A 25,455-nucleotide genomic window follows, 5' to 3' on the forward strand; every position below is an offset into this window, starting at 1 on the left:
CCGCCCGGCCGTACCCCGAACGCCCCGCCCACCAGGAAGCGCACTCCCGGCCGTGCGACCGTGACCGTACTGCTGATCGACGTACGGAGACCGTCATGGCCGACCTCCAGGACGAACTGCACTCCCTCCCCGAGGCCGGCGACCACGAGACGCAGGACGACACGCAGGACGGGGCGCAGGACGACACGCAGGACGACACGCAGGACGAGGTACAGGACGGGGCGCGGCCCGCGACGCGGGAGGCGCCCCGTACCCCCGGCCGCTCCCAGGCCCAGGCCCAGGCCGAAGCCGACGACCTGGACCGCGCCCGCGCCCTGCTCGCCGCGCACCCCGTCGCCGACGGCTACAGCGGACTGCCCTGGGCCCTGCGCCATCTGCCCTGTTACGACCTCCAGCTCGGCGAGACCGCCGTCGACACCGATCTGCCCCGACTGCGCGAGGGCCACGTCGGCGCCCTGCTGTGGTCGCTGCACCTGCCCGAGGGCCTCGCCGCCGCCCGGGCCGTCGGCGCCACCCTGGAGCAGCTCGACCTCGTCCGGTCGGTGATAGCCGCCCACCCCGAGGGGCTGCGGCTCGCGCTCAGTGCCGGGGAGGTCATCGACGCCCGCCACTGCGGCCGCGTCGCCGTCGTCCTGGGGCCGGCCACGGCCGTCGCGCTCGACGACTCCCTGGGCATCCTGCGGGCGCTGCACTCCCTCGGCCTGCGCGTCCTGACCCTCACCGGCACCTCCTGGGCGAGCGAGGCGGGGCTGACCCGGTTCGGCGAGGAGGTCGTACGCGAGATGAACCGGCTCGGCGTGCTCGCCGACCTCTCCGGCGCCTCCGACGCCACGGTCCGGCGCGCCCTCGTCCTCTCCAAGACCCCGGTCCTGTGCACCCGTTCCGCCGCCCGCGCCCTGCGCCCGCACCCCGACAACCTTCCCGACGACCTGCTCGCCGGGCTGGGCGCGGCCAAGGGCCTGTGCCTGGTGCCGCTGACCGCCGAGCAGACCGGCCCGAGCGTCCGGGACGTCGCCGACCATCTCGACCACGTCCGTGCGCTCGCCGGCCCGGACAGCGTGGGCCTGTCGGGCACATACGACTCCGGCACCGCCCACCCGCAGGGCCTCGCCGACGCCTCCGGCTACCCGTACCTGATCGCCGAACTCCTCCGCCGCGGCTGGCCGGAGCCCGAGATCGCCCTGCTGACCTGGGGAAACACACAGCGCGTCCTGCGCAGCGCCGACTTCGCGGCCCGCGCGGCCCAGGAACGCCGAGAGCCGTCGACGGCACGCATCGCCCACCTCGACGGCTGAACCGGGGTCTCAAAGGGACAGAGTGCCCAGGACCTCAGGGGTGATCGATCCGGCAGAGGCAGAACGGATGCCCCGCCGGATCGGCGTACACCTGGAACTCCTTCTTCTCCCGGTCCTCCAGATCCAGCGGCCGCGCGCCCAGCGCCAGCACCCGCTCATGGGCCGCGTCCATCTCCGCCCAGGTGGCGCCGCCGTCGAAGTCGAGGTGGAACTGCTGGGGGTTGCGGTCGGCCCGCGGCCACTCGGGCGGGGTGTACCCCTCCACCTGCTGGAACGCGATCCGGGGACCGCCGGGGACCGGCAGGACGATCCAGTCCTCCTCGCCCTCCTCGGCCTCGGGCGTACCACCCACGACCGCCGCATAGAAGTCGGCGAGCGCGCGCGGGTCGGGGCAGTCGATCACGACGCTACGGAAACGGGCCACGGGCGGCATGGTGCCTCCAGGTGTCAGCCGGCGCAGAGACAGAACGGGTGCCCGGCCGGATCGGCGTAAACCCGGAAGGTCCGCGAGCGGTCCTCGGCGTCCAGCGGCTGCGCGCCGAGCGCCAGCACGCCCTTCTCCGCCGCGTCCAGGTCGTCGACCGTCAGATCCAGGTGGAACTGCTGCGACGCGTCGGGCGCGGGCCACTTCGGCGGTACGAACCCGGGGGCGGCCTGGAAGGCCAGGGTCTGCCCGCCGGGCAGCTTCAGGTCCACCCAGTCCTCCTCGTCCACGATGCTGCCGCCCAGCACCTCGGCGTAGAACCCGGCCAGCGCGCGCGGGTCGGGACAGTCCAGGACGACGGAACCCAGCTTGGCGAGAGCCATGACTTCCTCCTTGAAGTTACCTGTGCGGGCTACCTGTACGTCGGTTACCCGTATGGACGGGTAACCGGTAACGGTTACTGCATGCTCCCGCATTGGCGGTAACGTCGCAAGCATGAGTGACAGATCGGCCGCGCCCGGAGACCTGGCCCTGGTCGAGTCCCTGGTGAACACGCTGGACATCGAATCGGGCGCCGACGCGCTCGACACGCCGGAGGGCCGGGCGCGGTTCGGGCTCGCCGAGGGCGAGGAGGTGGAACGGGCCCGCGAGCTGCGGGAGTCCCTGCGTGCGGCCCTCCTGGCCCACGCCGGCCACTCACCGCACCGCGAGGTGACCCCACTGGGCGAGCTGCTGGCGGCGGCCCCCCTGCTGGTGACGGTGGACGCGCACGACGGCTCGGCCCGTCTAGCCCCCGCGCAGGCCGAGGAGCCCGCGCTGCTCACCCGTACGGCCGCCGCCGTGGCGCAGGCGCTGATCGCGGGCACCTGGACCCGGCTGAAGGCCTGCGAGGCCGCGGACTGCCACTGGGCGTACTACGACCGCAGCCCGGCCGGCCGGGGCCGCTGGTGCTCGATGCAGGTGTGCGGGGCGCGTGCCAAGATGCGCCGGTACCGCGCGAAGTAGTCCCGGGCGAAGGTTCACCAGCCACGGCACGGGCCGGTGGTGCAGAATGCAAGCAGACGCCGGTTCGGCCGACTGAGCCTCGGCCGAACCGGCGTCACCTGTCGTGCGCGGTCTCGTACAGATCAGGCGGTGGGACGTCCCATCGCCCGGTACGTCCACCCGGCCTTGCGCCACAGCACGGGGTCGAGCGCGTTGCGTCCGTCGAGGATCAGGCGGGTCGTCGCGACCTCGCCGAGCGCCGCCGGGTCCAGCTCGCGGAACTCCCGCCACTCGGTCAGATGCAGGACGGCGTCGGCGCCCCGTACCGCCGCCAGCGCCGAGTCGGCGTACCCGAGCGTCGGAAAGACCCGGCGGGCGTTCTCCATCCCCTTCGGGTCGTACACCGTGACCTGCCCGCCCTGCAGATGGATCTGCCCGGCGACGTTCAGGGCCGGCGAGTCCCGTACGTCGTCCGAGTCCGGCTTGAAGGTGGCGCCCAGCACGGCGACCCGCTTGCCCAGGAACGACCCGCCCCCCAGCGCCTGCCGGGCCAACTCGACCATCTGCCCGCGCTGGCGCATGTTGATGGAGTCGATCTCGCGGAGGAAGGTGAGGGCCTGGTCGGCCCCGAGCTCACCGGCGCGCGCCATGAACGCCCGGATGTCCTTGGGCAGACACCCGCCGCCGAACCCGATCCCGGCCCGCAGGAACTTCTTCCCGATCCGGTCGTCGTGCCCGATGGCCTCGGCCAGCTTGGCGACATCACCGCCGGAGGCCTCGCACATCTCCGCCATCGCGTTGATGAAGGAGATCTTGGTGGCCAGGAAGGAGTTCGCGGAGGTCTTCACCAGCTCGGCGGTCGGGAAGTCGGTGACCACGAACGGCGACCCCTCCCCGATCGGGGTCTCGTACACCTGCCGCAGCATCGCCTCGGCCCGCTCGCTGCGCACCCCGACGACGATCCGGTCCGGGTGCAGCGTGTCGTCGACGGCGAAGCCCTCCCGCAGGAACTCCGGGTTCCAGGCGAGCTCGGCGTCCTCACCGGCGGGCGCGAGCTCGGCGATCGTCCGGGCCAGCCGCTCGGCGGACCCCACCGGCACGGTGGACTTGCCGACGACGAGGGCCGGACGCGTCAGATGCGGGGCGAGCGACGCGATCGCGGACTCGACGTAGGACATGTCGCACGCGTACTCGCCGTGCTTCTGCGGAGTGTTCACGCAGACGAAGTGGACGTCGCCGAAGGCCCCCACCTCGGCCCAGTCCATCGTGAACCGCAGCCGCCCGCTGGACCCCTCGAACCCGGCGACGTGCCTGCGCAGCAGCTCCTCGAGCCCCGGCTCGTACATCGGGGTCTCGCCCCGCTCAAGCATCTCGATCTTCTCCGGCACGACGTCGAGCGCGAGCACCTCGAAACCCAGCTCGGCCATGGCCGCGGCGTGCGTGGCGCCGAGATAGCCGGTGCCGATCACGGTGATTTTGAGGGCCATGGATGCTCCTGGTGGGGATGCCGTCGCTGCGCGCCCGAGCATAGTCGGGGCGTGTTCGCGCCTTTCACCGGGCAGATGTGGGAGGGGAGGAAGGAGGGGAGGACCCTGTCGCCAAGCTCACGTATCACTCGGTCGGGCGGACCCCTAAAATTTGAGTTACTTAACGGTAATTAGCGTCAGTGACCGTAGCGTCTTTGGAGCGTGAGACACCTTGGCCGGATCGGCTGACTTCGACCTGTACCGCCCGTCCGAGGAGCACGACATGCTCCGCGACGCCATCCGCTCGCTGGCCGAGGCGAAGATCGCGCCGTACGCCGCCGCGGTGGACGAGGAGGCCCGCTTCCCGCAGGAGGCGCTGGACGCCCTGGTGGCGAGCGATCTGCACGCGGTGCACGTTCCCGAGTCGTACGGCGGCGCGGGCGCCGACGCGCTGGCGACGGTCATCGTGATCGAGGAGGTGGCGCGCGCCTGCGTCTCCTCCTCCCTCATCCCCGCGGTGAACAAACTGGGTTCCCTGCCGGTGATCCTCTCCGGCTCGGAGGACCTGAAGAAGAAGTACCTCACGCCCCTGGCCAAGGGCGACGCGATGTTCTCGTACGCCCTCTCCGAGCCGGACGCGGGCTCGGACGCGGCCGGCATGAAGACCAAGGCGGTCAGGGACGGCGACCACTGGATCCTGAACGGCGTGAAGCGCTGGATCACCAACGCGGGCGTCTCCGAGTACTACACGGTGATGGCGGTCACGGATCCCACAAAGCGCAGCAAGGGCATCTCGGCCTTCGTCGTGGAGAAGTCCGACCCGGGCGTCTCCTTCGGCGCGCCGGAGAAGAAGCTGGGCATCAAGGGCTCCCCGACCCGCGAGGTCTACTTCGACAACGTGCGCATCCCGGCGGACCGCATGATCGGCGAGGAGGGCACCGGCTTCGCCACGGCCATGAAGACCCTGGACCACACCCGCATCACCATCGCGGCCCAGGCCCTCGGCGTCGCCCAGGGCGCGTTCGACTACGCCAAGGGCTACGTCCAGGAGCGCAAGCAGTTCGGCAAGGCGATCGCCGACTTCCAGGGCATCCAGTTCATGCTCGCCGACATGGCCATGAAGATCGAGGCCGCCCGCCAGCTGACCTACGCGGCAGCCGCCAAGTCCGAACGCCTGGACTCCGACCTCACCTTCCAGGGCGCGGCCGCGAAGTGCTTCGCCTCGGACGTCGCCATGGAGGTCACGACGGACGCGGTCCAACTCCTCGGCGGCTACGGCTACACCCGCGACTACCCGGTGGAACGCATGATGCGCGACGCCAAGATCACCCAGATTTACGAGGGCACGAACCAAGTCCAGCGCATAGTGATGGCGAGGAACCTTCCCTAGGGCTTCCCCAGGGCTTCCCCAGAGGTCGCCAAGGGACCGTGACGCCATGGTCGCCCCCGCCCGCATCCTCGCCGGGCGGGGGCGACGCGTGTCCGAGTCACGGCCGCCGCTGTTCAGACCCCCGTAAGACGGTCCGTCCCGGATGATCCGTGCGCCGGCCGCGCACCGGACGGTGAACCGCTCGTCGTCACGCCGGGTGGCAGGTAGGGCGGCCAGGGGAGCCCAGCCCCCGGGCCTCAGTCGTCCAAGCCCTCGGCCACCCGGCGCTCCCGTAGTTCCCTGATGGCGCGGCGGCGGGCCAGGCGGTGGGTGCGGCGGATCTGGGCCTCCTGGTAGCGGCGTTCGTCGCGTTCCGTCTCCGGGAGGACCGGGGGGACCGCGCGGGGCTTGCCGTCGGCGTCGACGGCGGCGAAGACCAGGTAGGCCGAGCCGACCTGAGTGGCGGGTGCGGACTCGTTCCAGCGCTCGGCAAGGACGCGGACGCCGACCTCCATCGACGTCCGGCCGGTCCAGTTGACCTGGGCCTTCACATGGACGAGGTCGCCGACGCGGACCGGCTCCAGGAACGCCATCTCGTCCATGGACGCGGTGACGGCGGGCCCGCCGGAGTGCCGTCCGGCCACGGCGCCCGCCGCGTCGTCGACGAGCTTCATGATCACACCGCCGTGCACCGTGCCCAGCAGGTTGGTGTCGGCGTGGGTCATGATGTGGCTGAGCGTGGTGCGCGACGCGGACGTGGGCTTGCCCGGGATGTCCGGGGTGCTGCCCGAGTCCGCCGCGGTGACCTGGTCTGTCATGTCCTCCACCTTATGCCGAGGGGGACAACCCGGGACTTTGTGTCAGCTTGGCAACAGCGGGGCCCTGATTCTCCGACGGCCCTTGTCCGGCACACAGTCCTGCCCTGCACACTGGTCCGCATGAACGATTGGCCCGAGGGATGGTCCGACAACGACCGCGGCAACCGGTACGGAAGCGGCAGCGCGAGCGCACAGCCCGAGAGCGCGCGCGTCATGCGGCAGGTACGCCGTGGCCCGGCCGCCCCGCCGCACGGCCCCGGCGTCCCGCCGCAGCCGTCGTACGTCAACGGTCAGGGATACGGCGACTACACCGACGCGCGGGGGTCGGGGTACGACAGCGGCTACAACACGGGCCAGGTCTACGGAGGCGGCAGTGACTCCGGGGGGCCGGGCGGACCGGCCGGCCCCGGCGGTACGGCCACCCGGGGTCCGCGGCCCGCGCCGAACTGGCGACGCCGTATCAAGTGGACCGCGATCACCGTCGTGACCGTGCTGGTCGTGACGTCGGTCGCCACCTACTTCTGGGCCGACTCCAAGCTGCGCCGCGAGGTCGACCTGTCCAAGGTCATCGACCGGCCGGAAGGGGGCGACGGCACCAACTACCTCATCGTCGGCTCCGACAGCCGTGAGGGCCTGTCCGCCGCGGAGAAGAAGGAGCTGCACACCGGTTCCGCCGAGGGCAAGCGCACCGACTCGATGATGATCCTGCACGTCGGGTCCAACGGCGACACGCTGGTCTCGCTGCCCCGCGACTCGGACGTGGAGATCCCGACGTTCGTCGGCTCCGAGTCCGGCAAGACGTACAAGGGCACCGGCCGGCACGTGAAGCTGAACGCCGCGTACGCGATGGACGGCCCGGAGCTGCTGGTGCGCACCGTCGAGTTCAACACCGGCCTGCGCATCGACCACTATGTCGAGATCGGCTTCGCCGGCTTCGCGAAGATCGTGGACGCGGTCGGCGGCGTCGAGATCACCATCGACAAGGCGTTCAAGGACAAGTACTCGGGTGCCGACTTCCAGGCGGGCAAGCAGAAGCTGAACGGTGAGGAGGCGCTCGCCTTCGTCCGTACCCGGCACGCGTTCGCCGCGTCCGACCTGGAGCGTACGAAGAACCAGCAGAAGTTCCTCGCGGCCCTGGCCCACGAGGTGGCGACCCCGTCGACGGTCATGAACCCCTTCAAGCTGTACCCGACGCTGGGCGCGGGCCTGGACTCCCTGATCGTCGACAAGGACATGGGCCTGTACGACCTGGCCTCCATGTTCTTCGCGATGAAGGGCGTCAACGGCGGCGACGGCACCTCGATGAACATGCCGATCTCCGGCTCCACCGGCGGCAACCTCGTCTGGGACAAGGCGAAGGTGAAGCAGTTGGTGAGCGAGCTGAACAACGACGAGAAGGTCACCGTCTCGGGCAACTGACCCGGCGGCGGACCGGCAGGGCACGGGCCCGCTCGGGGGCACCCACACAGGGTGCCCCCGAGCTCGTTCAGACGGCGGTCACATCCGGGCGCCCGCCATCGCGCGGCACATCTCGGCGCAGCGGCGACAGGACTCGGCGCAGCGCATCATCTGCGGATCGTCCGGCATGGCCATACACGCCTCGGCGCACATGTCGCACGCCTTGGCGCACAGGGCGCACATCTCGGCCGACATGGGCGAGCGCCGCATCATCATGTCGGCGCACATACGGGTCATCTCGGAGCAGTCCATGAGCGCGCGCATGATCTGCATCTGGGCCTGGCCGCCCATCTGCATGCAGGAGCTCATGGTCTCCTCGCACATGCTGTGGCAGGACATGCACGCTTCGACGCAGTCCTGCATCTGCTTGCTCATGGCGGTCATGGTTCCGGGCTGGGTCATGGCTCCTCCTGGGGGGGTGAGGGGGCCCGGGCGGGCCCGCGCGTGCGTTTCCGTCCTACGCCCTCCGGGGCCCCCACGCCATTGGGCGGACGGCCCCGATCCGCACCGATCCGCACCGATTCGCAACGGAAACGCACATTCGCCCGGACGTCTCAACGACGCCCCGCCGGCGCCCCACCGGCACATCGTCGGCAGCGCCGCAGGTCCATCAGGGTTACGGTCCGGCCGTCGCCCCCTACGGCACACCCCTCAGGAACACCCCACCTCGTCGCCCCGAACCACCCCGGACGCCGCCTGTGCCGAGTCCCCGTTCCCGTCCCCCTGCACCTTCCGCACGCCCCGGAAGTCCGTGCCCGTGATCACCTTCAGGGTGGGGCCGAGGCCGGGGACGGCGCGCAGTTCGCTGCCCGGCAGGGCCGTCGCGAGGGACTTCGCGGAGCGGTCCCAGCGGGGGTCGTAGGCGACGACCGTGCGCCGGGCGGCGGGCGCGGTCGCGCTGACCGGGTGGCGGGTCGTGCGGAAGCCCGTCGCCGCCAGGGCGCTGTCCACGCGCTTGCCGAATCCCGCCGTGCGGGTGCCGTTCTCGACCTGGACACGGATCTGCTGCGGGGCGACGTCCACGCGCGTGACCGGGCGGTCGGGATGCCGGACGGCGAGGGGCTCGTCGTCGCGCAGGGACGCGAAGAGGCGCTGCGACTTCACCGGGTCCCACTTCAGCGTGGAGCCGATGCCCTTCACGACGTATCCCATCCGGCCGATGGGGACGGTGGTGAACTCGGAGGAGGAAGGGGAGAAGGTGCGCATCGCCCGGCCGAGGTCCAGGAGTTCGTCGGCGCCGAAGCCGCGGTCGGCGCGGACCGAGCCGAGGACGGCCCGGGTGACGTCGCGGAACTTCAGCGGGTTCAGCAGGATCCCGGAGGACGTCGCCCGCTCCACCAGGGCCGCCAGGAAGCGCTGCTGGCGTTTCATCCTGCCCAGGTCGGAGGTGGCGTCCGCGTGCCGGGAGCGGACGTACTGCAGGGCTTCGCCGCCCAGCAGCGTGTGTGTGCCCGGCGCGAGGTCGAGGCCCGTGTAGGAGTCCTTCAGGGGCGTGGCCGTGCAGATCCGCACGCCGCCCAGCACGTCCACCGTCTTCATGAAGGTGACGAAGTCGACCTCCAGATAGTGGTCGATCTTGACGTGGGTCATGTTCTCGACGGTGCGCACGGTGAGCTGCGGGCCGCCCTCCGCGTACGCCGCGTTGAGCTTGACGGGGTGGCCGTGGTGCTCCTCGCCGGTGACCCGGTCGGTGTGCGGGGGCGTCTCGGCGTAGGAGTCGCGCGGGAGGCTGACCACGCTGGCCCGCTCCCGGTCCGCCGAGATGTGCACGATCATGATCGTGTCGGTGCAGTGGCAGGGCGCCCCGCCCAGACGGTACCGGCGGCGCTCGGCCGGGGTGATCCGGTCGCGGCCGTCGGTGCCGACCAGCAGGACGTTCATGCCGTGACCGGCCCGGGGACGGTTCTTCATGTCCTTGAACGGGTCGACCCGGGCGATGCCCGCGTCGATGCTGCTGATCACCGAGTGGCCGATCCCGGCGGCGGCGAGCAGCACCACCGACAGCGTCGTCGCCGCCCGCATGGCCCAGCGCGGACGACGAGGGCGCCGGGCGGGCCGGACGGACGAACGCGGCGCGTGGCGCTGTGGGTGGGGGCGGCGCGGGGGCCGGGGCGAAGTGGTGGGCATACGGGGGCACCTCCGGGCGGCGGCGGTGGGCGGGGGAAGCCGTGAGAACGGTAGGCCCATACGATCTGCCGACCGGTGCAGCGCACCCGGCGGGGCGGGCCGTGTCCCCCGTTCGCGGTAACGTGAACCCCCTATGAACGCCAATCCCGACGTGCAGCTCCCCGCCGTTTCCGTCATCATGCCCGTCCTCGACGAGGAGCGGCATCTGCGCGGAGCCGTCCAAGCGATCCTCGCGCAGGAGTACGCCGGCGAGCTGGAAGTCGTGATCGCCATCGGTCCGTCCACGGACCGTACGGACGAGATCGCGGCCCAGCTCGTGGCAGAGGACCCGCGCGTGCACACCGTCCCGAACCCGACCGGTCGCACGCCGGCCGCCCTCAACGCCGCGATCAAGGCCTCCCGCCATCCGATCGTCGTCCGCGTCGACGGGCACGGCATGCTCTCGCCGAACTACATCGCCACCGCCGTACGGCTCCTTGAGGAGACCGGCGCGCAGAACGTCGGCGGCCTGATGTACGCCGAGGGCGAGAACGACTGGGAGCACGCGGTCGCCGCCGCCATGACCTCGAAGATCGGGGTCGGCAACGCCGCCTTCCACACGGGAGGGCAGGCCGGGCCCGCCGAGACGGTGTACCTCGGGGTGTTCCGGCGCGAGGCGCTGGAGCAACAGGGCGGCTACAACGAGGAGTTCATCCGCGCCCAGGACTGGGAGCTGAACTTCCGCATCCGCGAGGCGGGCGGCCTGATCTGGTTCTCGCCCGAGCTGAAGGTGTCCTACCGGCCGCGGCCCAGCGCGCGGGCGCTCGCCAAGCAGTACAAGGACTACGGCCGGTGGCGGCATGTCGTCGCCCGCTACCACGAGGGCTCCATCAACCTGCGCTACCTCGCCCCGCCGACCGCGGTGTGCGCGATAGCGGCCGGGATCGTGGTCGGCGCCGCGCTCACCCCGCTGGGCTTCCTGATCCCGGGCGGCTACCTCGCGGCGATCGTCGCCGGGTCGCTGCCGGCCGGCAAGGGGCTGCCCGTGAAGGCACGGCTGCAGATCCCCGTGGCCCTCGCCACCATGCACATGTCGTGGGGCTTCGGCTTCCTGACCAGCCCGAAGGCGCTGGCCAGGAAGGTCATCGCGTCACGACGCCCCGCGGTCCTCAGCGACACCCCCGTCGAGACCGGCAGCGACAGCCACAGCGACACCCACTGACTGAAGACGGCGCCACGAGGCGCCGTCACAGACCGCCGGACCCGGGCTACCAGGAGTAGTTCGGGTCCACGTGCATGCACTGGCTGGTGTCGGAGGCGTTGATCGCCCCGGCCGAGGCGGGCGTCCTGTCGTTCTTCACCGGCGCCTTGTACGTCGTCCCCGACCGCCAGTCCGCGCCCACGACGACCGTGACCCCGGAGACCTCGGTGGACTTCTTCACCTGGCTCGTCGGGATGCCGAGGGCCTTCGCGACCGCCTGGGCGTCGCCCTGCAGATCGGCGCTCGGGTACTGGACGACCGTCTTCGCGACGGTCGTGGCCGCCGAGGTGTCCGCGACGGCCTCGGTGAAGCCCTTGCCCGTCAGCACCTGCGTCACGTCGGAGGCCCGGCCGCGGGCCGCGCCCAGCTCGTCGGTGCGCGTGCCGTTGTGGACCTGCACCGCGATCTTGTCGTTGGGGGCGGCCGGGTCCGCGGGCGTCGTCGCCGTCGGCGACGGGTTCGCGGTGGCCTTCTTGGCGTCCTTGCCGTCCAGCGCGATGTCCTCGCGCACCAGGCGGAACAGCTGCTTGGCGTCCTCCGTGGGCACCACCCGCTCGCCCTGGTAGCGGTTCGGCATCGTCGTCATCGTGATGCGGTCGGTGGGCACCTTCTGCAGCTCGCCCGCCAGGTCGTACATCTTCGTGATGGTGTCCAGGCCGTCGTCGACGGTGATCGCCTTCGTGGCCGCCTCGGCGAGCTTGCGCAGCTTGTTGGGGTTGGTCAGCTTGGCGTTGGCGCGCAGCTCGCGGACCATCGAGTTCATGTACATGTGCTGCGCCTTGGCGCGCGCGAGGTCGGTGTCGTCCTCGAAGCCGTAGCGGGTGCGCAGCCACTCCAGGGCCTGCTCGCCCTTGATGGAGTGCGTGCCCTTCTCCAGCTTCAGGCCGGAGCCCTTGCCGGTGCTGGTGTGCGAGTAGACGTTGGCGTCCACACAGACCGGGACGCCGCCTATCGCGTCCGCCATCGAGACGACACCCGAGAAGTCGATCATCATGAAGTGGTCGATGTGGATGTCGGTGAGCTTCTCCCACGTGGCCACCGTGCAGCCCGGCCCGCCTCGGCTGAGCGACGCGTTCGCCATCTCGCTGGTCAGCGCCTTGTACGTGGTCCCGTCGTCGGGATTCGTGCACTTGGGAATGGACAGCAGGGTGTCGCGCGGAATGCTCACCACCGACATGTTGCTGCGGTCCGCCGACACGTGCAGCAGCATCTGCACGTCCGCGAGCGGCGGGCCGCCGAAGTCGTACTTGGCGCCGCCGAGCTTCTGGTTCGCCGCGGTGTCGCGGGCGTCCGAGCCGATCAGCAGGATGTTCAACGCCGTCTGGCCGGCCGAGTTGGCCTTGGTGTCGGCCGCCCGGTCCTTGGCGTCGCCGATGTTCAGGTCGTCGTGCTTGATGTTCGCGTTGAGGTGTTCGTAGTAGAGGTATCCGGCCCCCGCGCCGCCGAGTATCACCACCGCGAGCACCGTCGCCGACCAGCGCAACGCGCGTCGACCCCGGCCTTTGCGCCGCGGCCCACCGCCGTCGCGGCCGCGCTTGCGCCCGCCGCCGTGTCTGGCGTCCTTGTGTCTGCCGTCCTTGTCGGATGCGTCCTGGTCCTGCTGCTCCCGGGCGGTCAAGGACATCGTGTCCTCGACCGCGGGAACCTCGCCTCGCACCCCACTGCTCCCCGCCAATTCCCCTGCCCCTCCCCGCCGTGCGCCTGACACGGGCCCGTCCCGCGTCAAGTCAGACGCTCGACGGGCCCGAAGGGTTACCTACTTGGCGCACTGGACCTTGTCCGCTGTGGACTTCTGGACCGAGTCCGGGACTTTCGCCGGCGCCGTGAGCGAGACGCCCGCGCCCTTGAAGTCCTTGCCCAGCGTCAGCGTCATCGTCGGCAGACCCTGGGAGTTCAGAACGCTCTTGCCCGGCTTCAGAGCGGTACCGGGCAGCCCCATGACGGCGGCGAGCTTGCGTGCCTGGTCCGCCTGGTCGGGCCCGTACTCGAGCGTCGTCCTGGCCAGTGCTGCCGGTGCGTTGCCCGCGTTCTCGGACTTCGTCACGCCCTCATCATTCTGCAGCCAGTTAAGAGTCTCCTGTGCGCTGCCGGCGGGCGCACCGCCGTTCATGACCCGCACCCGCACCGCGGAGGCGGCGGACTGCGGGCCCTTCAGACGGGCCGCGGCCGCCGCGGCCGCCGCGTTCTTCGACGCCGCCGCCTTCTCCTTCACCTCGGTGAACGAGACATCATCCTTGATCATCTGGAAGACGGTGGACGCCGACGACTTGTCGAGGACGACGGTGGCCTTGACCTTCTCCGCCGGGTTGTCGACGACCGGCACGGTGGTGAAGGTCAGGTTCTTGACGTTGAGCTTGCCCAGCTCCAGACCCAGGTCCTTCAGCTTGTTGATGCTGTCGAGCTGGGAGTCGACGGTCAGCGCCTTGGTGCCCGCCTCCGCCAGCTTGATCATCTTGGTGGGGCTGGTGAGCGTGTCGTTCGACTTCAGCTTGCGCATCAGCGCGCTGAGGAACTGCTGCTGGAGCTGGATCCGGCTCAGGTCGCCGCCGAAGCCCACCGAGTGCCGGGTGCGCACGAAGGCCAGCGCCTCCTCGCCCTGGATGAGGTGCGTGCCCTTGGCCAGCTTCAGCTTCGAGTCCTTGTCGTCGATGTCCTTGGCCAGACACACCTCGACACCGCCGACCGCCGTGGTCAGCGTCTTCACCGCGTTGAAGTCGGCGACCATGAAATTGTCCGCCTGGATCCCCGTCAGCTCGGTGACCGTGCGCACGGTGCAGCTCGGCGTACGGCCGTCCTGCCCGAGGCTGGTGTTGAAGCGGACGCCGCTCGTGCCCGGGATGACCTTGGTGGTGCCGTCCGGCTGCGCGGTCTGGCAGTCCGGGACGTCCACGATCAGGTCGCGCGGGATGCTCAGCGCGGTCGCGTTCGTCCGGTCCTTGGAGACGTGCAGCAGGATCGTGGTGTCCGCGTGCCCCACGCTGCCGGAGTCGCCGTAGCCCTCGTTGCCCGAACCGGTGCGCTTGTCGGTGCCGATCACCAGCAGGTTGATCGCCTTGTCCTTGCTGAAGCCACCGGTGCTCGCGCCGTCGTCGGAGACGGACGTGATGTTGTCGTTGAGGTGCTGGAGATAGAGGTAGGCCGCACCGGCCGTACCCACCAGCACGAAGGCCATGACCCCGCCGGTCCACAGCAGTATCTTCTTCGCCTTCGACTTCTTCTTCACCGGCCGGCGCCCACGCCGGTTCGTCACCGGTTCCTCCGGCGTACCCCGGCGCCGGCGCGGCCCCGGCACCTCCGTGCTGAGCGCCGTCCCGGACGGCGAGGCCGACGGCGAGAGGGACGACGAGGGTGACATCGCACCCTGCCCCACCGCCGCTCCCGTCGTACCCGTCGTACCCGTCGTACCCGTTGTACGACCGCGCGCGGAACCACCGCCGCCGCGCCCGCCACCGCCGGATTGGCCGGAGCCGGATCTGCGCGGTCCGGGCACCGCCGACTGCGGTCCGGAAGGACTCAGTCGCAGTTCGTATTCACCGGTGTTCGGATTGAGCACCCACTGGTCTGCGGGATCGATGTTGTCCGCCCGCCCACGGCCTTGCGCGTCCACGGTTGTCCGAATCCTCCGTCGGGGCCACGCGGCGCCTTTCCCCCTTCAAAGGCGCTCGGGTCTCGGTCACACGGTGCGCGACCCCAGGAAGGACCTCGCGGCCAGGTGCACCGGACCGCTCACACTATCCGCCCAGTTCAGCGTCGGGCGACGGCCGTGACAAATTCCACGCCCCTACAAGCGGGCAATCCGCCCCATTTCCTTGAACTCCAGTTCTCCGCAAGGGCTCGGTTTGGTGAGCGCTTTACCCGCAGGCGTCCTCGGCGGCGGTGTTTCCGCGGAACGTCGGAGCGGGCGGAGTGGGCGAAACCGCCGCGTAAGCCGCACGGTTCACAACCAAGGATCCGTACGGTCCGTAGCCGGGAGACTTCGAAGAGCTGGATTTCGTGGGAACTTCCTTGGAAACCACGAGCGGCGCGTCGATGCGCAACCGCTCGAAGAGTTCTTCCGCCTCGGGCTCCACGAGTTGGTCGCGATTTGCGTTGTAGACGTACGACTCCCGTGGAACGGTCAGGAATTGCACATGTTCGGTAGGAATGTCTCGCAAACCGCGCACGAGTTCGTAGAGTCCGCGCAGACTCGCCAGATCCGGGTCGGTGGTGAGGGAGGACGTGGCCGCGTCCAGCACCGGATACAGCTTCACCGGGTTCAGCAGAACGTCATTGCTCTGCACCTTGTTGACGAGCGCCCCGAGGAACCGCTGCTGCCGTTCCATCCGGTCGGTGTCACTCCCGTCCCCCAGCGACTTACGGGCCCGCACGTACCCGAGCGCCTGCTCCCCGTCGAGCGTGACCTTCCCGGCGGGCAGCCGCAGCTTGGCGGCCTTGTCGTCGATGGGCTTGCTCAGACAGACCTCCACCCCGTCCACGGCGTCCACCACATCCTTGAACCCACTGAAGTCGACGACGACGTGATGATCGATCCGTACCCCCGTCAGCTTCTCCACCGTCCGGATCGTGCAGGCCGAACCCCCGGTCTGGAACGCGTAGTTGAACATCGCGAAGGTCGCTTCGGCCCGCTTCCCGTCCGCCCGCAGACACGCCGGCACGTCCACCATCAGATCCCTGGGCAGGGACACGGCGGTGGCGCTGCGCCGCCCGGCGGCCAGATGCAGCAGGATCGTCGTGTCCGACCGCTCGGTCCCCGAGTCCCGCCCGTACTCCTCGTTACCGTCCCCGGCCCGCGAGTCGGACCCGATGAGCAGGATGTTCTGCGCGTCCTTCACCAACGACGTCGGCCGCTCCTTCGCATACCGCGCAAGCTCCGCCGCGGCCGCGTCATCGGGCGTGATGTTCCCGTCGAGCTTCACATAGACGACCCACCCGGCCACCCCGACCCCCAGCACGACCACGCCCACGGCCCCCACCCCGTACCGCACCCACCGCCGCCGACGCCGCACCGGAGGCGACCGCCACAGCTCCCACTGCCGCGGCCGCAAGGAGTACTTCATGTCCGATCACCCCCTCCCGCCACGCGAGCGCACAGAACACCACCGCAGCACCGCACCACGGCTGCACTTACGACGATGGCGCGAAGTGGGGGGCGGGGGCGGGTGGGGGTGAGCCGAATGGGTGAGGGGCGGGGCCTTGTGAGCGGGGTGGGGGGGGCGACCCCGGGGTGTCGGGTGGGTTGCGGTGCGGCACACCCTGCCCGGCGGCGCACAGAAGGCGGGGGCGCGTACCTTCAGCCGCACGGTGCCTCACCGGCACCGGCCACCGCACCTCACCCCCGGCCCCCAACCCCCTTACCGAGCCGTAGCCGAAACCCTCTCGCTCTCGATCCGCTTCGCCAGCGCCTCCTCGCCGAGCTGCGCCAGATTCCGGCACAGCACCACGGACCCCCCACTCGCCAACGGCGCGTACAACCCAGCGCTCAGCCCGTCCCAGGTGTCGTACGCCAGCCCGGACAGCAGCCGTGACCCGGGCCCGGTCAGCCCCAGCCCCGACGCCTCCGCCCGCGCCCGCTCCACGACCTCCGCACCGGTGTACTCGCCCCCGGCCACGATCAGCGCGGGCTCCTCGGGGTCGACGGGGACGTACGGCACGAAGCGGTCCCCGAAACTCGGGACGCTCACGGCGTAGTCGTCGTACCCCTGGGGAGGACCCGGCGCGAACCGTCGGCCGAGCGGCGCCAGCGACAGCGCGTACCGCTCGCCCCGGCACGCCAGCCCCGCTTCGAACTGCCCCGGCCCGGCGACGACGAAGTCCGCCCGCGCCGGATCCCCGGCCACGTCCGCGACGACGCCCACCGACGAACACGCCAGCAGCCACACCGCCGTTTGCCAGTGTGCGGGCAGCAGCAGCGCGACCCGGTCGCCGGGCTCGGCGGACAGCCCGTCCTGGAGGAGATTCGCGGTCTTGGCCACCCAGTTGGCGAAGGTGGCCACGGACAATTCGACCCGTTCGCCGGTGGCATCGTCGTAGAAGGTCACCAGGGGACGCGCGGGGTCCGCGGCCAGCGCGGAACGCAGCAGGTCGGCAGGGGTGCGATCGGTGGCAGTCACCCGCGCAAGCGTACGCGCCGCCCCGCTGCCGCACGTGTCACGGCCCTCTCCCGGAGCCCTCCCGGCGCCACCGGTTCGGCGGAACGCGCCCGACGGCCCGTCAACTCCCCGATGGACAGAAATGTATGACTATGTCCAGGATCGGTGGCATGCGTGGATTGCTTGCTTCCTCGATCGGTGTCACCTGCGTGGCGGCTCTCGCCCTCCCGCTGACGCCGCCCGCCACCGCGGCGACGGTGCGACCGGCGCCGGCCGCAGAGGCGGCGTCCGCCGGGACGACCAGGGCCACAAGCCCCGACACCCCCCCGACACGGTCCCTACCCGACCGCCCCGACCTACCTGACCGACCAGATCGCCTCGACCTACCTGATCGCCCCGACCTACCTGATCGATCCGACCTACCTGACGTACCGGGCCTCCCGGGCAGTACCCAGTCGCTGCCCCTCACCCCGCTCACCGGCGACCGAGCCCTCGGTGGCGTCGTCGTCGACCAGGGCCTGCCCCGTCGGGACGTACGCCACTTCTCCCTCCTCGGCGTCGTCTGGGACGACCCGGCCACCGAGCTCCACGGCCGAGTCCAGGTCCGTACCCGCCCGGCCGGCGCCGGCGCCTGGTCCGGCTGGCAGGACGTCGAGACGCACAACGCCGACCACGGCGCCGACCCCGGCACCCCCGAGAGCGTCTCGGGACAGGTCCGCGGCGCGACAGCCCCGCTCTGGGTCGGCGACTCCGACGGCGTCGAGATCCGCGTCCATCCGGACATGGAACGCCGTACGGAGGAGACGGCCCGCGGCACCCGCATCCTCTCGACCGCCGCCCCCCTCCCCGCGGGCCTGCGCCTGGAACTGGTAGACCCCGGAACGACCGCCCCGGCCGCCCCGGCGGGCCCCCCGTCCAGCCAAACGCCGCCCGTCGGAACCGACCCGAAGGCCGACCGGCCCCCGGCAAGTGCCGACGCGGGCACCACCGCAAGGCCCGCCGACACGACCACCACCACAACGGCCGATTCCACGACCACCACCACAACGCCCGCCGACACGACCACAACGCAGGTCGACGCCACCGAGATGACGCCCGCGGCGATCGAGGCCTCGGCCGTCAACACCCCCCTCGCCCCGCTCGGCGCCACGGAGATCCCCGCCCTGGACCGAGGGGGCACCGAACGCGAGCTCTTCAGCCTGCGCGCGGCCGAGTTGACGTCGGCCCAGCGGACGAAGCCGTACATCGGCCCGCGCCCGACCATCGTCACGCGCCGCGGCTGGGGCGCCGACGAGAGCCTGCGCGAGAGCGGCTTCCGCTACACGACGTCCGTCAAGGCGGCGTTCGTGCACCACACGGCGTCGGGCAACACCTACAAGTGCTCGCAGGCCCCCTCCGTCATCCGCGGTATCTACCGCTACCACGTCAAGAGCATGGGCTGGCGCGACATCGGCTACAACTTCCTCGTCGACAAGTGCGGGAAGATCTACGAGGGCCGCGCCGGGGGAGTGGCGAAGCCGGTCCTGGGCGCCCACACCCTCGGGTTCAACACCAACAGCATGGGGATCGCCGTCCTCGGCACCTTCTCCAGCGCCCAACCGAACTCCGCCACGGTCACGGCCGTCGCCCGACTGACGGCGTGGAAGCTCGGACTCTTCGGGGCGAATCCGAAAGGCAAGACATACCTGAAGTCCGCGGGTGGCAATCTCTACGCAAAGGGAAAGAACGTACGGCTGAATGTGATCTCCGGTCACCGGGACGGCTACGCCACGGAATGCCCGGGCAAGCAGCTCTACGGCAAGCTCGGCTCGGCCCGTTCGACCGCGGCGCGCTACCAGGGGCGCTGAGGGAGATGGGGGCACATTCAGCAGCCGTCGGGGGGACAGTCTCCTGGGACCGGGACGGAACGCTCCTTGGTCTGGAACGGAACGTTCGGGGGACGGGAACCGAACACCAACGGCCTGGAAGTCGCCACACAACGGTCTGCATAAACTGGCCGGTCGAAAGACAGTTCGGCCGGTCCCGGCAGGAAGCAGAGACGACGGTGACAGAAGCGATCCTCCTGGTCGGCGGCAAGGGCACCCGGCTGCGCCCGCTCACGGTGCACACACCCAAACCCATGGTCAGGGCGGCGGGCGTGCCGTTCCTCACGCACCAACTGGCGCGGGCGAGAGCGGCGGGCGTGGACCACATCGTCCTCGCGACGAGCTATCTGGCGGAGGTCTTCGAACCGTACTTCGGCGACGGCTCGGCACTGGGTCTGCACATCGAGTACGTGACGGAGGACGAACCCCTCGGCACCGGCGGCGCGATCCGCAACGTGGCGTCCCGGCTGCACTCGGCCCCCGACGACCCAGTGCTGGTCTTCAACGGCGACATCCTCACCGGCCTGGACATCGGGCGACTCGTGGCCACGCACGAGACGACGGGTGCGGACGTCTCCCTGCACCTCACGAAGGTCACGGACCCCCGGGCCTACGGCCTGGTCCCCACGGACGAGACGGGCAAGGTCCTGGCGTTCCTGGAGAAGCCGCAGACCCCCGAGGAGATAGTCACCGACCAGATCAACGCGGGCGCCTACGTGTTCCGCCGCTCGGTCATCGACACGATCCCGCCGGGCCGCCCGGTGTCGGTGGAGCGCGAGACGTTCCCCGACCTCCTCTCCGCCGGCGCCCACCTCCAGGGCATGGTCGACTCGACGTACTGGCTGGACCTCGGCACCCCCGCGGCCTTCGTCCGCGGCTCGGCCGACCTGGTCCTCGGCCGCGCCCCGTCGCCTGCGGTCCCCGGCCGCTGCGGAGACCGCCTGGTCCTGCCCACGGCCAGGGTCGCCCCCGACGCCAAGCTGACCGGCGGCACGGTGGTGGGCGAGGGCGCGTTCGTGGCGGAGGGCGCGCGGGTCTTCGGCTCCACGATCCTTCCCGGCGCCGTCATCGAACCCGGCGCCGTCATCACCGACTCCCTCATCGGCACCGGGGCCCGCGTGGGCGAACGCTCCGTCCTCACCGGCACGGTCATCGGCGACGGCGCGATCATCGGCCCCGACAACGAACTCCGCGACGGCGCGCGGGTGTGGTGCGACGCGCGCATCCCGGCAGGCGCGGTGCGGTTCTCCTCGGACCAGTAGACGCGCCATCCCGCCGCCCGCAGGGAAATCCAGCCCGTCCGGCGTTCGAGGACGAGGCCCCTTCAGAGCCGATCGGGGGTCTGGGGGCCGATCGGGGACCTGGGGGCCGATCGGGGAGCTGAAGGCGCAGCCCCTCAGGTACCGCAACCCCGACGGCGGCCCACCTACAACCGGCCGATGTCGGTCTTCGGCATCTTCGGAGCCCGCCGCGCCGGCGTCCGTCCGCTCAGCAGAATCAACCGAGCCGCCCGATGCCGCTGCCCCGCATACGGCTCCAGCAACTCCAACATCGCGGCATCATCGGCATCCCGGTCCCCGGCCAGCGCCCACCCCACGATCCCCGGCAGATGCAGATCCCCCACGGTCACCGCATCGGCGGCGCCATGACTGCGCTGCACCACCTCCGCAGACGTCCACGGCCCGATCCCCGGCACGACCTCCAACCGAGCCTGCGCAGCGGCAGGTTCCATACCCACCGCCTGCTCCAGCCGCGCGGCGACCCGCACCGCCCGCAGAATCGTCGACGCCCGCTTGTTGTCGACCCCCGCCCGATGCCACTCCCACGACGGAATCAACGCCCATGTCCGAGGCGCCGGCATCACCCACAGCCGCCCGCCCGCCGCAGGTCCGGGCGCGGGCTCCCCGAACTTGCGCACCAACAACCGCCACGCCCGGTACGCCTCGTCGGTCGTGACCTTCTGCTCCAGCACGGACGGGATCAACGACTCCAGCACCAACCCGGTCCGTGTCAGCCGCAACCCCGGCCGCCGATGCCGGGCCGTCGCCACCACCCGGTGCCGAGGCACGAACGCCTCCGGCGCGTCCGCGGCCCCGAGCAGCTCCGGCAACTGCTCGAGCAACCACTCGGCCCCCGACCCCCAGGCCTCCCCGCGCACCACGCCGCCGCCGGTCACGGCGACCCGCAGCGTCCCCGGCCCGGCAGGGGTGAGGCTGGCCCGCCACACGGACCCGTCCGGCATCGCCCGGAACGTCGGGTCCCCGGGCCCGCGCCGAAGCGGCCCGAGCACGAGCCCAAGATCGAGCGCCCCCTCCGGGACGTACTCGCGAACCCGAACTGGAACCCGTACCTGCTCCGGCCCCGCCCCCGACATCTGCCGCGGGACCCCGCCAGGCCCGGCGCCGGGCACCCCGGCATGCCCGCCGCGCACGGTCGTACGCGTGGGCCGAGGATCGAACCGTCCTGCCACGAATGAAGTCCCAGGTCGACGAAGAGGCTGCTTTAGAGACTAGGCGCACCCACGCACATCACCGCACCCCACACACGACCGCGTACCTCACAGGCACCGCGCATGTGACCGCACCCGTACAGCACCAGGCATGTGACCGCACCCGTACAGCACCGCGTATCTCACCGCACCTCGACAAACCCCTCCACCTCCCGTTCCCCCCGGGCCCGAGGCTCCTCAGCCGCGTGCCCGACCGCCACCGCGCCCATCGGATCCCACCCCTCCGGCAGTTCCAGCACCTGGCGCACCACGTCCCGGCAGAACATCGTCGACGACACCCACGCGGATCCCAGCCGCTCCCCGGCCAGCGCGACCAGGAAGTTCTGCACGCCGGCGCCGGTCGCGACCACGAACATCTCCCGCTCGGCCGCGTCCCGCCGTGCGTCCCCGTAGGTGTGCGAGCCGTCCATCACCAGACACGGAACCACCAGATAGGGCGCGTTGCGCAGGACGTCACCCCGCCGCACCCGCTTGGCGATGGACTCCTCGGACTTCCCGTCCCGCCGCAGATCCGCGATCCACGCGTCCCGCATGGCATCCAGCAGCCGGACCCTCGACTCCTGCGACTCCAGCAGCACAAACCGCCACGGCGTCGTGTGATGCGGCGCCGGCGCGGTGACGGCCGCCGCGACGGCCCGCCGTACCGCCCCGGGATCGACCGGCTCGTCGGTGAAGGACCGCACCGTCCGCCGCTGCGTGACCGCCAGCCGCACCGCCTCGGACGTCCCCAGACGGAACATGTCGTCGCGGGCCCCCCGCACCATGACCCGCGCGCCCTCGACCTCCCCGTCGGGTCCGACGTCCCCGCCGTTCTCGCCGGTCCCGCCGTCCCTGGTGACGACGACATGCCCCAGCCCCCGCACCACGGCCACGGGCAGCCCGGCCGCCTTTCCCTTCACGAGGTCCCCCGCGGCGGCCAGCTCGTCCGCCGTGGCGACGACCGTCGCGCTCAGCGGGTTGCCGTGGGCGTCCGTGCCGCCGCGCAGATCGTCCAGCACCCGCACACCCGCGGCGCCGATCGCCACGTCCGTGAGCCCCGCGCGCCAGGGACGTCCGAAGGTGTCGGTGACGACGACCCCGACGTCGACGCCGAGGGCGTCCCGCAGGCCGGCCCGGATCGCCCGCGCCGACGCGTCCGGGTCCTCGGGCAGCAACAGCACCGTCCCCGAAGGAGTGTTGGAGGCGTCCACGCCCGCCGCCGCCATCACCAGCCCCTGCCGGTTCTCGACGATCCGCAGCGGCCCGCGCCGCGCCACGACCCGTACGGTCTCGGCGTCGATGGCGGCCTCCCGGTCCTGTGCCCGGACGATCCGCCCCTCCGCCTTGGAGACGATCTTCGAGGTGACGAGCAGCACGTCCCCGTCGACGAGCCCCGGCTCGGCGGCGGCGATCATCTTGGCGAGGTCGTCCCCGGCCTGCACCTCCGGCAGGCCGCCCACGGCCCAGACCCGGTAACCACTCTCGACGGATCCGCTCATGCCCCCCGCACCTCCTCCGCCAGCTTCAACGCCTCCCGAGCCATCTGCGCGGTCGCGTCGAGGTCGCTCATCATCAGCGGCACGGCCCGGCAGCGGATCCCGGCCGCCTCGACCCGCTCCACGGCGCCCGCGTCCACGGTGTCGACGAGCCAGCCGTCGAGCAGTCCCGGCCCGTAGTGCTCGGCGACCGCCGCGGCCGTCGACTCCACGCCGACCGCCGCGAGCACCTTGTCGGCCATGCCGCGCACCGGAGCGTCCCCGACGATGGGGGAGAGGCCCACCACCGGTACCCCGGCCTCGGCGATCGCCTCGCGGATGCCGGGCACGGCGAGGATCGTGCCGACGGAGACGACCGGATTCGACGGCGGGAAGAGCACCATGTCCGAGCCCGCGATCGCCTCCAGCACCCCGGGCGCGGGCTTCGCCTGCTCGGCGCCGACGGGCACGACCGCCTGCGCCGGCACCGACGCCCGCAGCCGCACCCAGTACTCCTGGAAGTGGACGGCCTTGTGCTCGCCGTCGACCTCGACCGCGACATGCGTCTCGACCCGGTCGTCGGTCATCGGGATCAGCCGCACCCCCGGCTTCCACCGGTCGCACAGCGCCTCGGTCACCGCGCTCAGCGGATACCCGGCGCCGATCATCTGCGTCCGCACGATGTGTGTGGCGAAGTCCCGGTCGCCCAGCCCGAACCACCCGGGCCCGGCGCCGTACGCCGCGAGCTCCTCCTTCAGATGGAAGGTCTCGTCGGAACGACCCCAGCCCTGCTCCTCGTTGATGCCGCCGCCGAGCGTGTACATCACCGTGTCGAGGTCCGGGCAGACCTTCAGCCCGAAGAGATGGATGTCGTCGCCGGTGTTGCCGATGACCGTGATGTCCGCGTCCGGCACGGCCTGCTTCAGACCGCGCAGGAACCGGGCACCGCCGATGCCGCCTGCCAGAACCACAATGCGCATGAGAGCAAGTCTTGCAGGCGACCACGACAACGCGACGGCCGGTTGTGGACAACCGCCCCCCCCTGTGGATAACCAGCTCACCCGTACGAGCCGACGACCCCCGCCCACACGCTCCCCCCGTCCATACGCCGGCACCTCCCGCACGTCGGCAGCGCCCTGCTCACACGCCGACCGCGCCGCCCTGCCTACGCGCCGACCGCGTCCACCTGTTCGGAGGGCCCGAGGGCCGCGCACGCGATGGGGCTCCGGGTCCCTGCGGTCGGGCGCAGCGCGGACTGGGGGAGCATCGGCATCTCCGTCAGGCCCGGGAAGTACACGTGCAGGCTCACCGCCGGCGCCAGTGCGTCGTTGACGACCTCGTGCACGTATCCCGGCGCGAACACCCGCTGTGTCCCCGCCCCCAGTACCCGCGTGCCGCGCTCGGTGTGCTCGGTCAGCTCGCCGTCCAGGACCGTGAGCACGCCGCTGGAGCGGCCGTGGTCGTGCAACCCACTGCCCTGGCCGGGCACCCAGGACAGCAGCCACACCTCGTAGCCGGGGCCGGTCTGCAGCCGGTGGTACCAGCGGGTCGTGGCGTCGTACCGGACCAGGTGCTCCCACTGGGCGCGGTCGGCGGCGATGGAGCGGGCCAGGCCGACGAAGTCGGCGACGGTGGCCGGGTGCTCGCGCGGTGCCTGCAGGAGGTGGGGGACTTCGAGGATGTCGCCGGCGATCTGGAGGTCGCTGTCGCTGTTCATGGAATGCGGTGGTTCCTCGGCGGGAGAGGCGGAAGGAGTGGGGGGCTTGCTGGGTGTCGCGTACCGTCCGCCCGGATCACGGGTGGAACAGGGGCGCCCTGGTGTGGGCCAAGGGGAGACAGCAGCCGAGTCGCGGTGGACTCAGAAGGAGCAGCCGGAGCGCGTTGGGCTCAACAGCTGGAACAACGACAACAGCTACAGCGAGCGCGGGCAGCACCGTGGGACCCGGCGGAGCCGGTCGAGGTGAGTGCCAAGTTCGCGAGCATGCCCACAAGGACATCGGTTCACACCTTCACTGTCAACTCGACGCCCGGTATGTGGGACATGGTTCACCTCTTCCGGTCCATCTGTGAGGTGAAAGGTTTGTGCACACGCCGACCGGGACACATGGCGCACAAGCCGGGCGCACAAGCCTCGTGGCGACCTCGTGATCGGACTGTGATCCGGTTCGCTTCCGTGCGCGTGCCGCAACGAGATCGAACTTCTGGACGTCATTCCTCGTGCAAGCGCTGTGCGGGGCCGTGATCCTCCGGGGCTTCATCTGCTTGTCAAGGTTTATGGCGATTTGAACACTTACTGCATGGCCTTGGTTCCGCAGAGTGAATAAGGGGCCCAATAGCAGATCTCGGCTTGACTCGCC

General features: G+C 70.9%; 21 protein-coding genes. 7 read left to right on the forward strand and 14 right to left on the reverse strand.

Translation table 11 applies throughout. The annotated features are described in order from the left end of the window. Positions 1-95 precede the first annotated feature (95 nt). Positions 96-1,295 (forward strand): dipeptidase, encoded by a 1,200-nt coding sequence (locus tag B5557_RS26735; protein WP_079661842.1) that lies wholly within the window; start codon positions 96-98, stop codon positions 1,293-1,295. A 34-nt stretch (positions 1,296-1,329) separates the two neighbouring features. On the opposite strand, the gene B5557_RS26740 is transcribed toward B5557_RS26735, so the two are convergent. Both B5557_RS26740 and B5557_RS26745 read right to left on the reverse strand, forming a co-directional pair. Then, positions 1,330-1,728, reverse strand: a complete 399-nt coding sequence (locus B5557_RS26740; RefSeq protein ID WP_079661843.1) for a VOC family protein — start codon at positions 1,726-1,728, stop codon at positions 1,330-1,332. Positions 1,729-1,742: 14 nt separating this feature from the next. Beyond that, positions 1,743-2,102, reverse strand: coding sequence for a VOC family protein (locus B5557_RS26745; RefSeq protein ID WP_079661844.1), 360 nt, complete (start codon positions 2,100-2,102; stop codon positions 1,743-1,745). A 112-nt stretch (positions 2,103-2,214) separates the two neighbouring features. Between B5557_RS26745 and B5557_RS26750 the strand changes: the two genes are divergently transcribed. Then, on the forward strand, positions 2,215-2,724 hold the full coding sequence (locus B5557_RS26750; RefSeq protein ID WP_079661845.1) for a CGNR zinc finger domain-containing protein: 510 nt from the start codon (positions 2,215-2,217) through the stop codon (positions 2,722-2,724). A 122-nt stretch (positions 2,725-2,846) separates the two neighbouring features. Here B5557_RS26750 and B5557_RS26755 read toward each other — a convergent pair whose 3' ends face one another. Then, positions 2,847-4,190 (reverse strand): UDP-glucose dehydrogenase family protein, encoded by a 1,344-nt coding sequence (locus B5557_RS26755; RefSeq protein WP_079661846.1) that lies wholly within the window; start codon positions 4,188-4,190, stop codon positions 2,847-2,849. A 211-nt stretch (positions 4,191-4,401) separates the two neighbouring features. Here B5557_RS26755 and B5557_RS26760 point away from each other — a divergent pair, with 211 nt between their 5' ends. After that, entirely contained in the window at positions 4,402-5,559 is a 1,158-nt protein-coding gene (locus B5557_RS26760; protein ID WP_079661847.1) for an acyl-CoA dehydrogenase family protein, read from the forward strand. A 236-nt stretch (positions 5,560-5,795) separates the two neighbouring features. On the opposite strand, the gene B5557_RS26765 is transcribed toward B5557_RS26760, so the two are convergent. Continuing rightward, on the reverse strand, positions 5,796-6,356 hold the full coding sequence (locus B5557_RS26765; protein ID WP_079661848.1) for an acyl-CoA thioesterase: 561 nt from the start codon (positions 6,354-6,356) through the stop codon (positions 5,796-5,798). 120 nt (positions 6,357-6,476) lie between these two features. Between B5557_RS26765 and B5557_RS26770 the strand changes: the two genes are divergently transcribed. Beyond that, positions 6,477-7,775 carry an LCP family protein gene (locus tag B5557_RS26770; RefSeq protein ID WP_079661849.1) on the forward strand — a complete coding sequence of 433 codons (1,299 nt, stop codon included), beginning with the start codon at positions 6,477-6,479 and terminating at the stop codon, positions 7,773-7,775. A gap of 78 nt (positions 7,776-7,853) precedes the next feature. Here B5557_RS26770 and B5557_RS26775 read toward each other — a convergent pair whose 3' ends face one another. Together B5557_RS26775 and B5557_RS26780 are read right to left on the reverse strand one after the other, a co-directional pair. After that, entirely contained in the window at positions 7,854-8,216 is a 363-nt protein-coding gene (locus B5557_RS26775; protein ID WP_079661850.1) for a four-helix bundle copper-binding protein, read from the reverse strand. A gap of 249 nt (positions 8,217-8,465) precedes the next feature. Continuing rightward, entirely contained in the window at positions 8,466-9,941 is a 1,476-nt protein-coding gene (locus B5557_RS26780; protein WP_079661851.1) for an LCP family protein, read from the reverse strand. 133 nt (positions 9,942-10,074) lie between these two features. Between B5557_RS26780 and B5557_RS26785 the strand changes: the two genes are divergently transcribed. Continuing rightward, positions 10,075-11,142: a glycosyltransferase family 2 protein gene (locus B5557_RS26785; RefSeq protein ID WP_079661852.1), complete on the forward strand. Its 1,068-nt coding sequence runs from the start codon at positions 10,075-10,077 to the stop codon at positions 11,140-11,142. Between the two features lie 46 nt (positions 11,143-11,188). Here the strand turns inward: B5557_RS26785 and B5557_RS26790 are convergent, their stop codons facing one another. The 4 genes from B5557_RS26790 to B5557_RS26805 all read right to left on the reverse strand — a co-directional run bounded on the left by B5557_RS26790 (position 11,189) and on the right by B5557_RS26805 (position 17,291). Further along, positions 11,189-12,805 (reverse strand): LCP family protein, encoded by a 1,617-nt coding sequence (locus tag B5557_RS26790; protein ID WP_173877739.1) that lies wholly within the window; start codon positions 12,803-12,805, stop codon positions 11,189-11,191. A gap of 132 nt (positions 12,806-12,937) precedes the next feature. Continuing rightward, entirely contained in the window at positions 12,938-14,788 is a 1,851-nt protein-coding gene (locus B5557_RS26795; protein WP_079661854.1) for an LCP family protein, read from the reverse strand. Between the two features lie 244 nt (positions 14,789-15,032). Beyond that, positions 15,033-16,238 carry an LCP family protein gene (locus B5557_RS26800; protein WP_079661855.1) on the reverse strand — a complete coding sequence of 402 codons (1,206 nt, stop codon included), beginning with the start codon at positions 16,236-16,238 and terminating at the stop codon, positions 15,033-15,035. A gap of 294 nt (positions 16,239-16,532) precedes the next feature. Then, entirely contained in the window at positions 16,533-17,291 is a 759-nt protein-coding gene (locus tag B5557_RS26805) for a TIGR03089 family protein (RefSeq protein WP_079661856.1), read from the reverse strand. 149 nt (positions 17,292-17,440) lie between these two features. On the opposite strand from B5557_RS26805, the gene B5557_RS26810 reads away from it, so the two are divergent. Continuing rightward, complete coding sequence (locus tag B5557_RS26810) at positions 17,441-19,117, forward strand: peptidoglycan recognition protein family protein (RefSeq protein WP_231976046.1); 1,677 nt, start codon at positions 17,441-17,443, stop codon at positions 19,115-19,117. A 197-nt stretch (positions 19,118-19,314) separates the two neighbouring features. After that, the gene (locus B5557_RS26815; protein WP_079661857.1) at positions 19,315-20,397 is read left to right on the forward strand and encodes a sugar phosphate nucleotidyltransferase; all 1,083 of its coding nucleotides are present in this window, start codon (positions 19,315-19,317) and stop codon (positions 20,395-20,397) included. 164 nt (positions 20,398-20,561) lie between these two features. On the opposite strand, the gene B5557_RS26820 is transcribed toward B5557_RS26815, so the two are convergent. The 4 genes from B5557_RS26820 to B5557_RS26835 form a co-directional block, all read right to left on the reverse strand. Further along, complete coding sequence (locus tag B5557_RS26820) at positions 20,562-21,605, reverse strand: DNA-3-methyladenine glycosylase family protein (protein WP_079661858.1); 1,044 nt, start codon at positions 21,603-21,605, stop codon at positions 20,562-20,564. A gap of 161 nt (positions 21,606-21,766) precedes the next feature. Next, on the reverse strand, positions 21,767-23,122 hold the full coding sequence (locus B5557_RS26825; RefSeq protein WP_079661859.1) for a coenzyme F420-0:L-glutamate ligase: 1,356 nt from the start codon (positions 23,120-23,122) through the stop codon (positions 21,767-21,769). Continuing rightward, positions 23,119-24,078 carry a 2-phospho-L-lactate transferase gene (gene cofD / locus B5557_RS26830; protein ID WP_079661860.1) on the reverse strand — a complete coding sequence of 320 codons (960 nt, stop codon included), beginning with the start codon at positions 24,076-24,078 and terminating at the stop codon, positions 23,119-23,121. Before cofD ends, B5557_RS26825 begins: the two co-directional genes overlap by 4 nt. A 185-nt stretch (positions 24,079-24,263) precedes the next feature. Further along, complete coding sequence (locus B5557_RS26835; protein ID WP_079661861.1) at positions 24,264-24,815, reverse strand: cysteine dioxygenase; 552 nt, start codon at positions 24,813-24,815, stop codon at positions 24,264-24,266. Between the last annotated feature and the right edge of the window lie 640 nt (positions 24,816-25,455).

This window comes from Streptomyces sp. 3214.6 (genome assembly GCF_900129855.1).
Classification (GTDB): Bacteria; Actinomycetota; Actinomycetes; order Streptomycetales; family Streptomycetaceae; genus Streptomyces; species Streptomyces soliscabiei.

Coding starts and splice junctions, on each gene's coding strand:
- B5557_RS26735 (WP_079661842.1), top strand. CDS start 96: ATGGCCGACCTCCAGGACGAACTGCACTCCCTCCCCGAGGCCGGCGAC.
- B5557_RS26740 (WP_079661843.1), bottom strand. CDS start 1,728: ATGCCGCCCGTGGCCCGTTTCCGTAGCGTCGTGATCGACTGCCCCGAC.
- B5557_RS26745 (WP_079661844.1), bottom strand. CDS start 2,102: ATGGCTCTCGCCAAGCTGGGTTCCGTCGTCCTGGACTGTCCCGACCCG.
- B5557_RS26750 (WP_079661845.1), top strand. CDS start 2,215: ATGAGTGACAGATCGGCCGCGCCCGGAGACCTGGCCCTGGTCGAGTCC.
- B5557_RS26755 (WP_079661846.1), bottom strand. CDS start 4,190: ATGGCCCTCAAAATCACCGTGATCGGCACCGGCTATCTCGGCGCCACG.
- B5557_RS26765 (WP_079661848.1), bottom strand. CDS start 6,356: ATGACAGACCAGGTCACCGCGGCGGACTCGGGCAGCACCCCGGACATC.
- B5557_RS26770 (WP_079661849.1), top strand. CDS start 6,477: ATGAACGATTGGCCCGAGGGATGGTCCGACAACGACCGCGGCAACCGG.
- B5557_RS26775 (WP_079661850.1), bottom strand. CDS start 8,216: ATGACCCAGCCCGGAACCATGACCGCCATGAGCAAGCAGATGCAGGAC.
- B5557_RS26780 (WP_079661851.1), bottom strand. CDS start 9,941: ATGCCCACCACTTCGCCCCGGCCCCCGCGCCGCCCCCACCCACAGCGC.
- B5557_RS26785 (WP_079661852.1), top strand. CDS start 10,075: ATGAACGCCAATCCCGACGTGCAGCTCCCCGCCGTTTCCGTCATCATG.
- B5557_RS26790 (WP_173877739.1), bottom strand. CDS start 12,805: ATGTCCTTGACCGCCCGGGAGCAGCAGGACCAGGACGCATCCGACAAG.
- B5557_RS26800 (WP_079661855.1), bottom strand. CDS start 16,238: ATGAAGTACTCCTTGCGGCCGCGGCAGTGGGAGCTGTGGCGGTCGCCT.
- B5557_RS26810 (WP_231976046.1), top strand. CDS start 17,441: ATGCGTGGATTGCTTGCTTCCTCGATCGGTGTCACCTGCGTGGCGGCT.
- B5557_RS26825 (WP_079661859.1), bottom strand. CDS start 23,122: ATGAGCGGATCCGTCGAGAGTGGTTACCGGGTCTGGGCCGTGGGCGGC.
- cofD (WP_079661860.1), bottom strand. CDS start 24,078: ATGCGCATTGTGGTTCTGGCAGGCGGCATCGGCGGTGCCCGGTTCCTG.
- B5557_RS26835 (WP_079661861.1), bottom strand. CDS start 24,815: ATGAACAGCGACAGCGACCTCCAGATCGCCGGCGACATCCTCGAAGTC.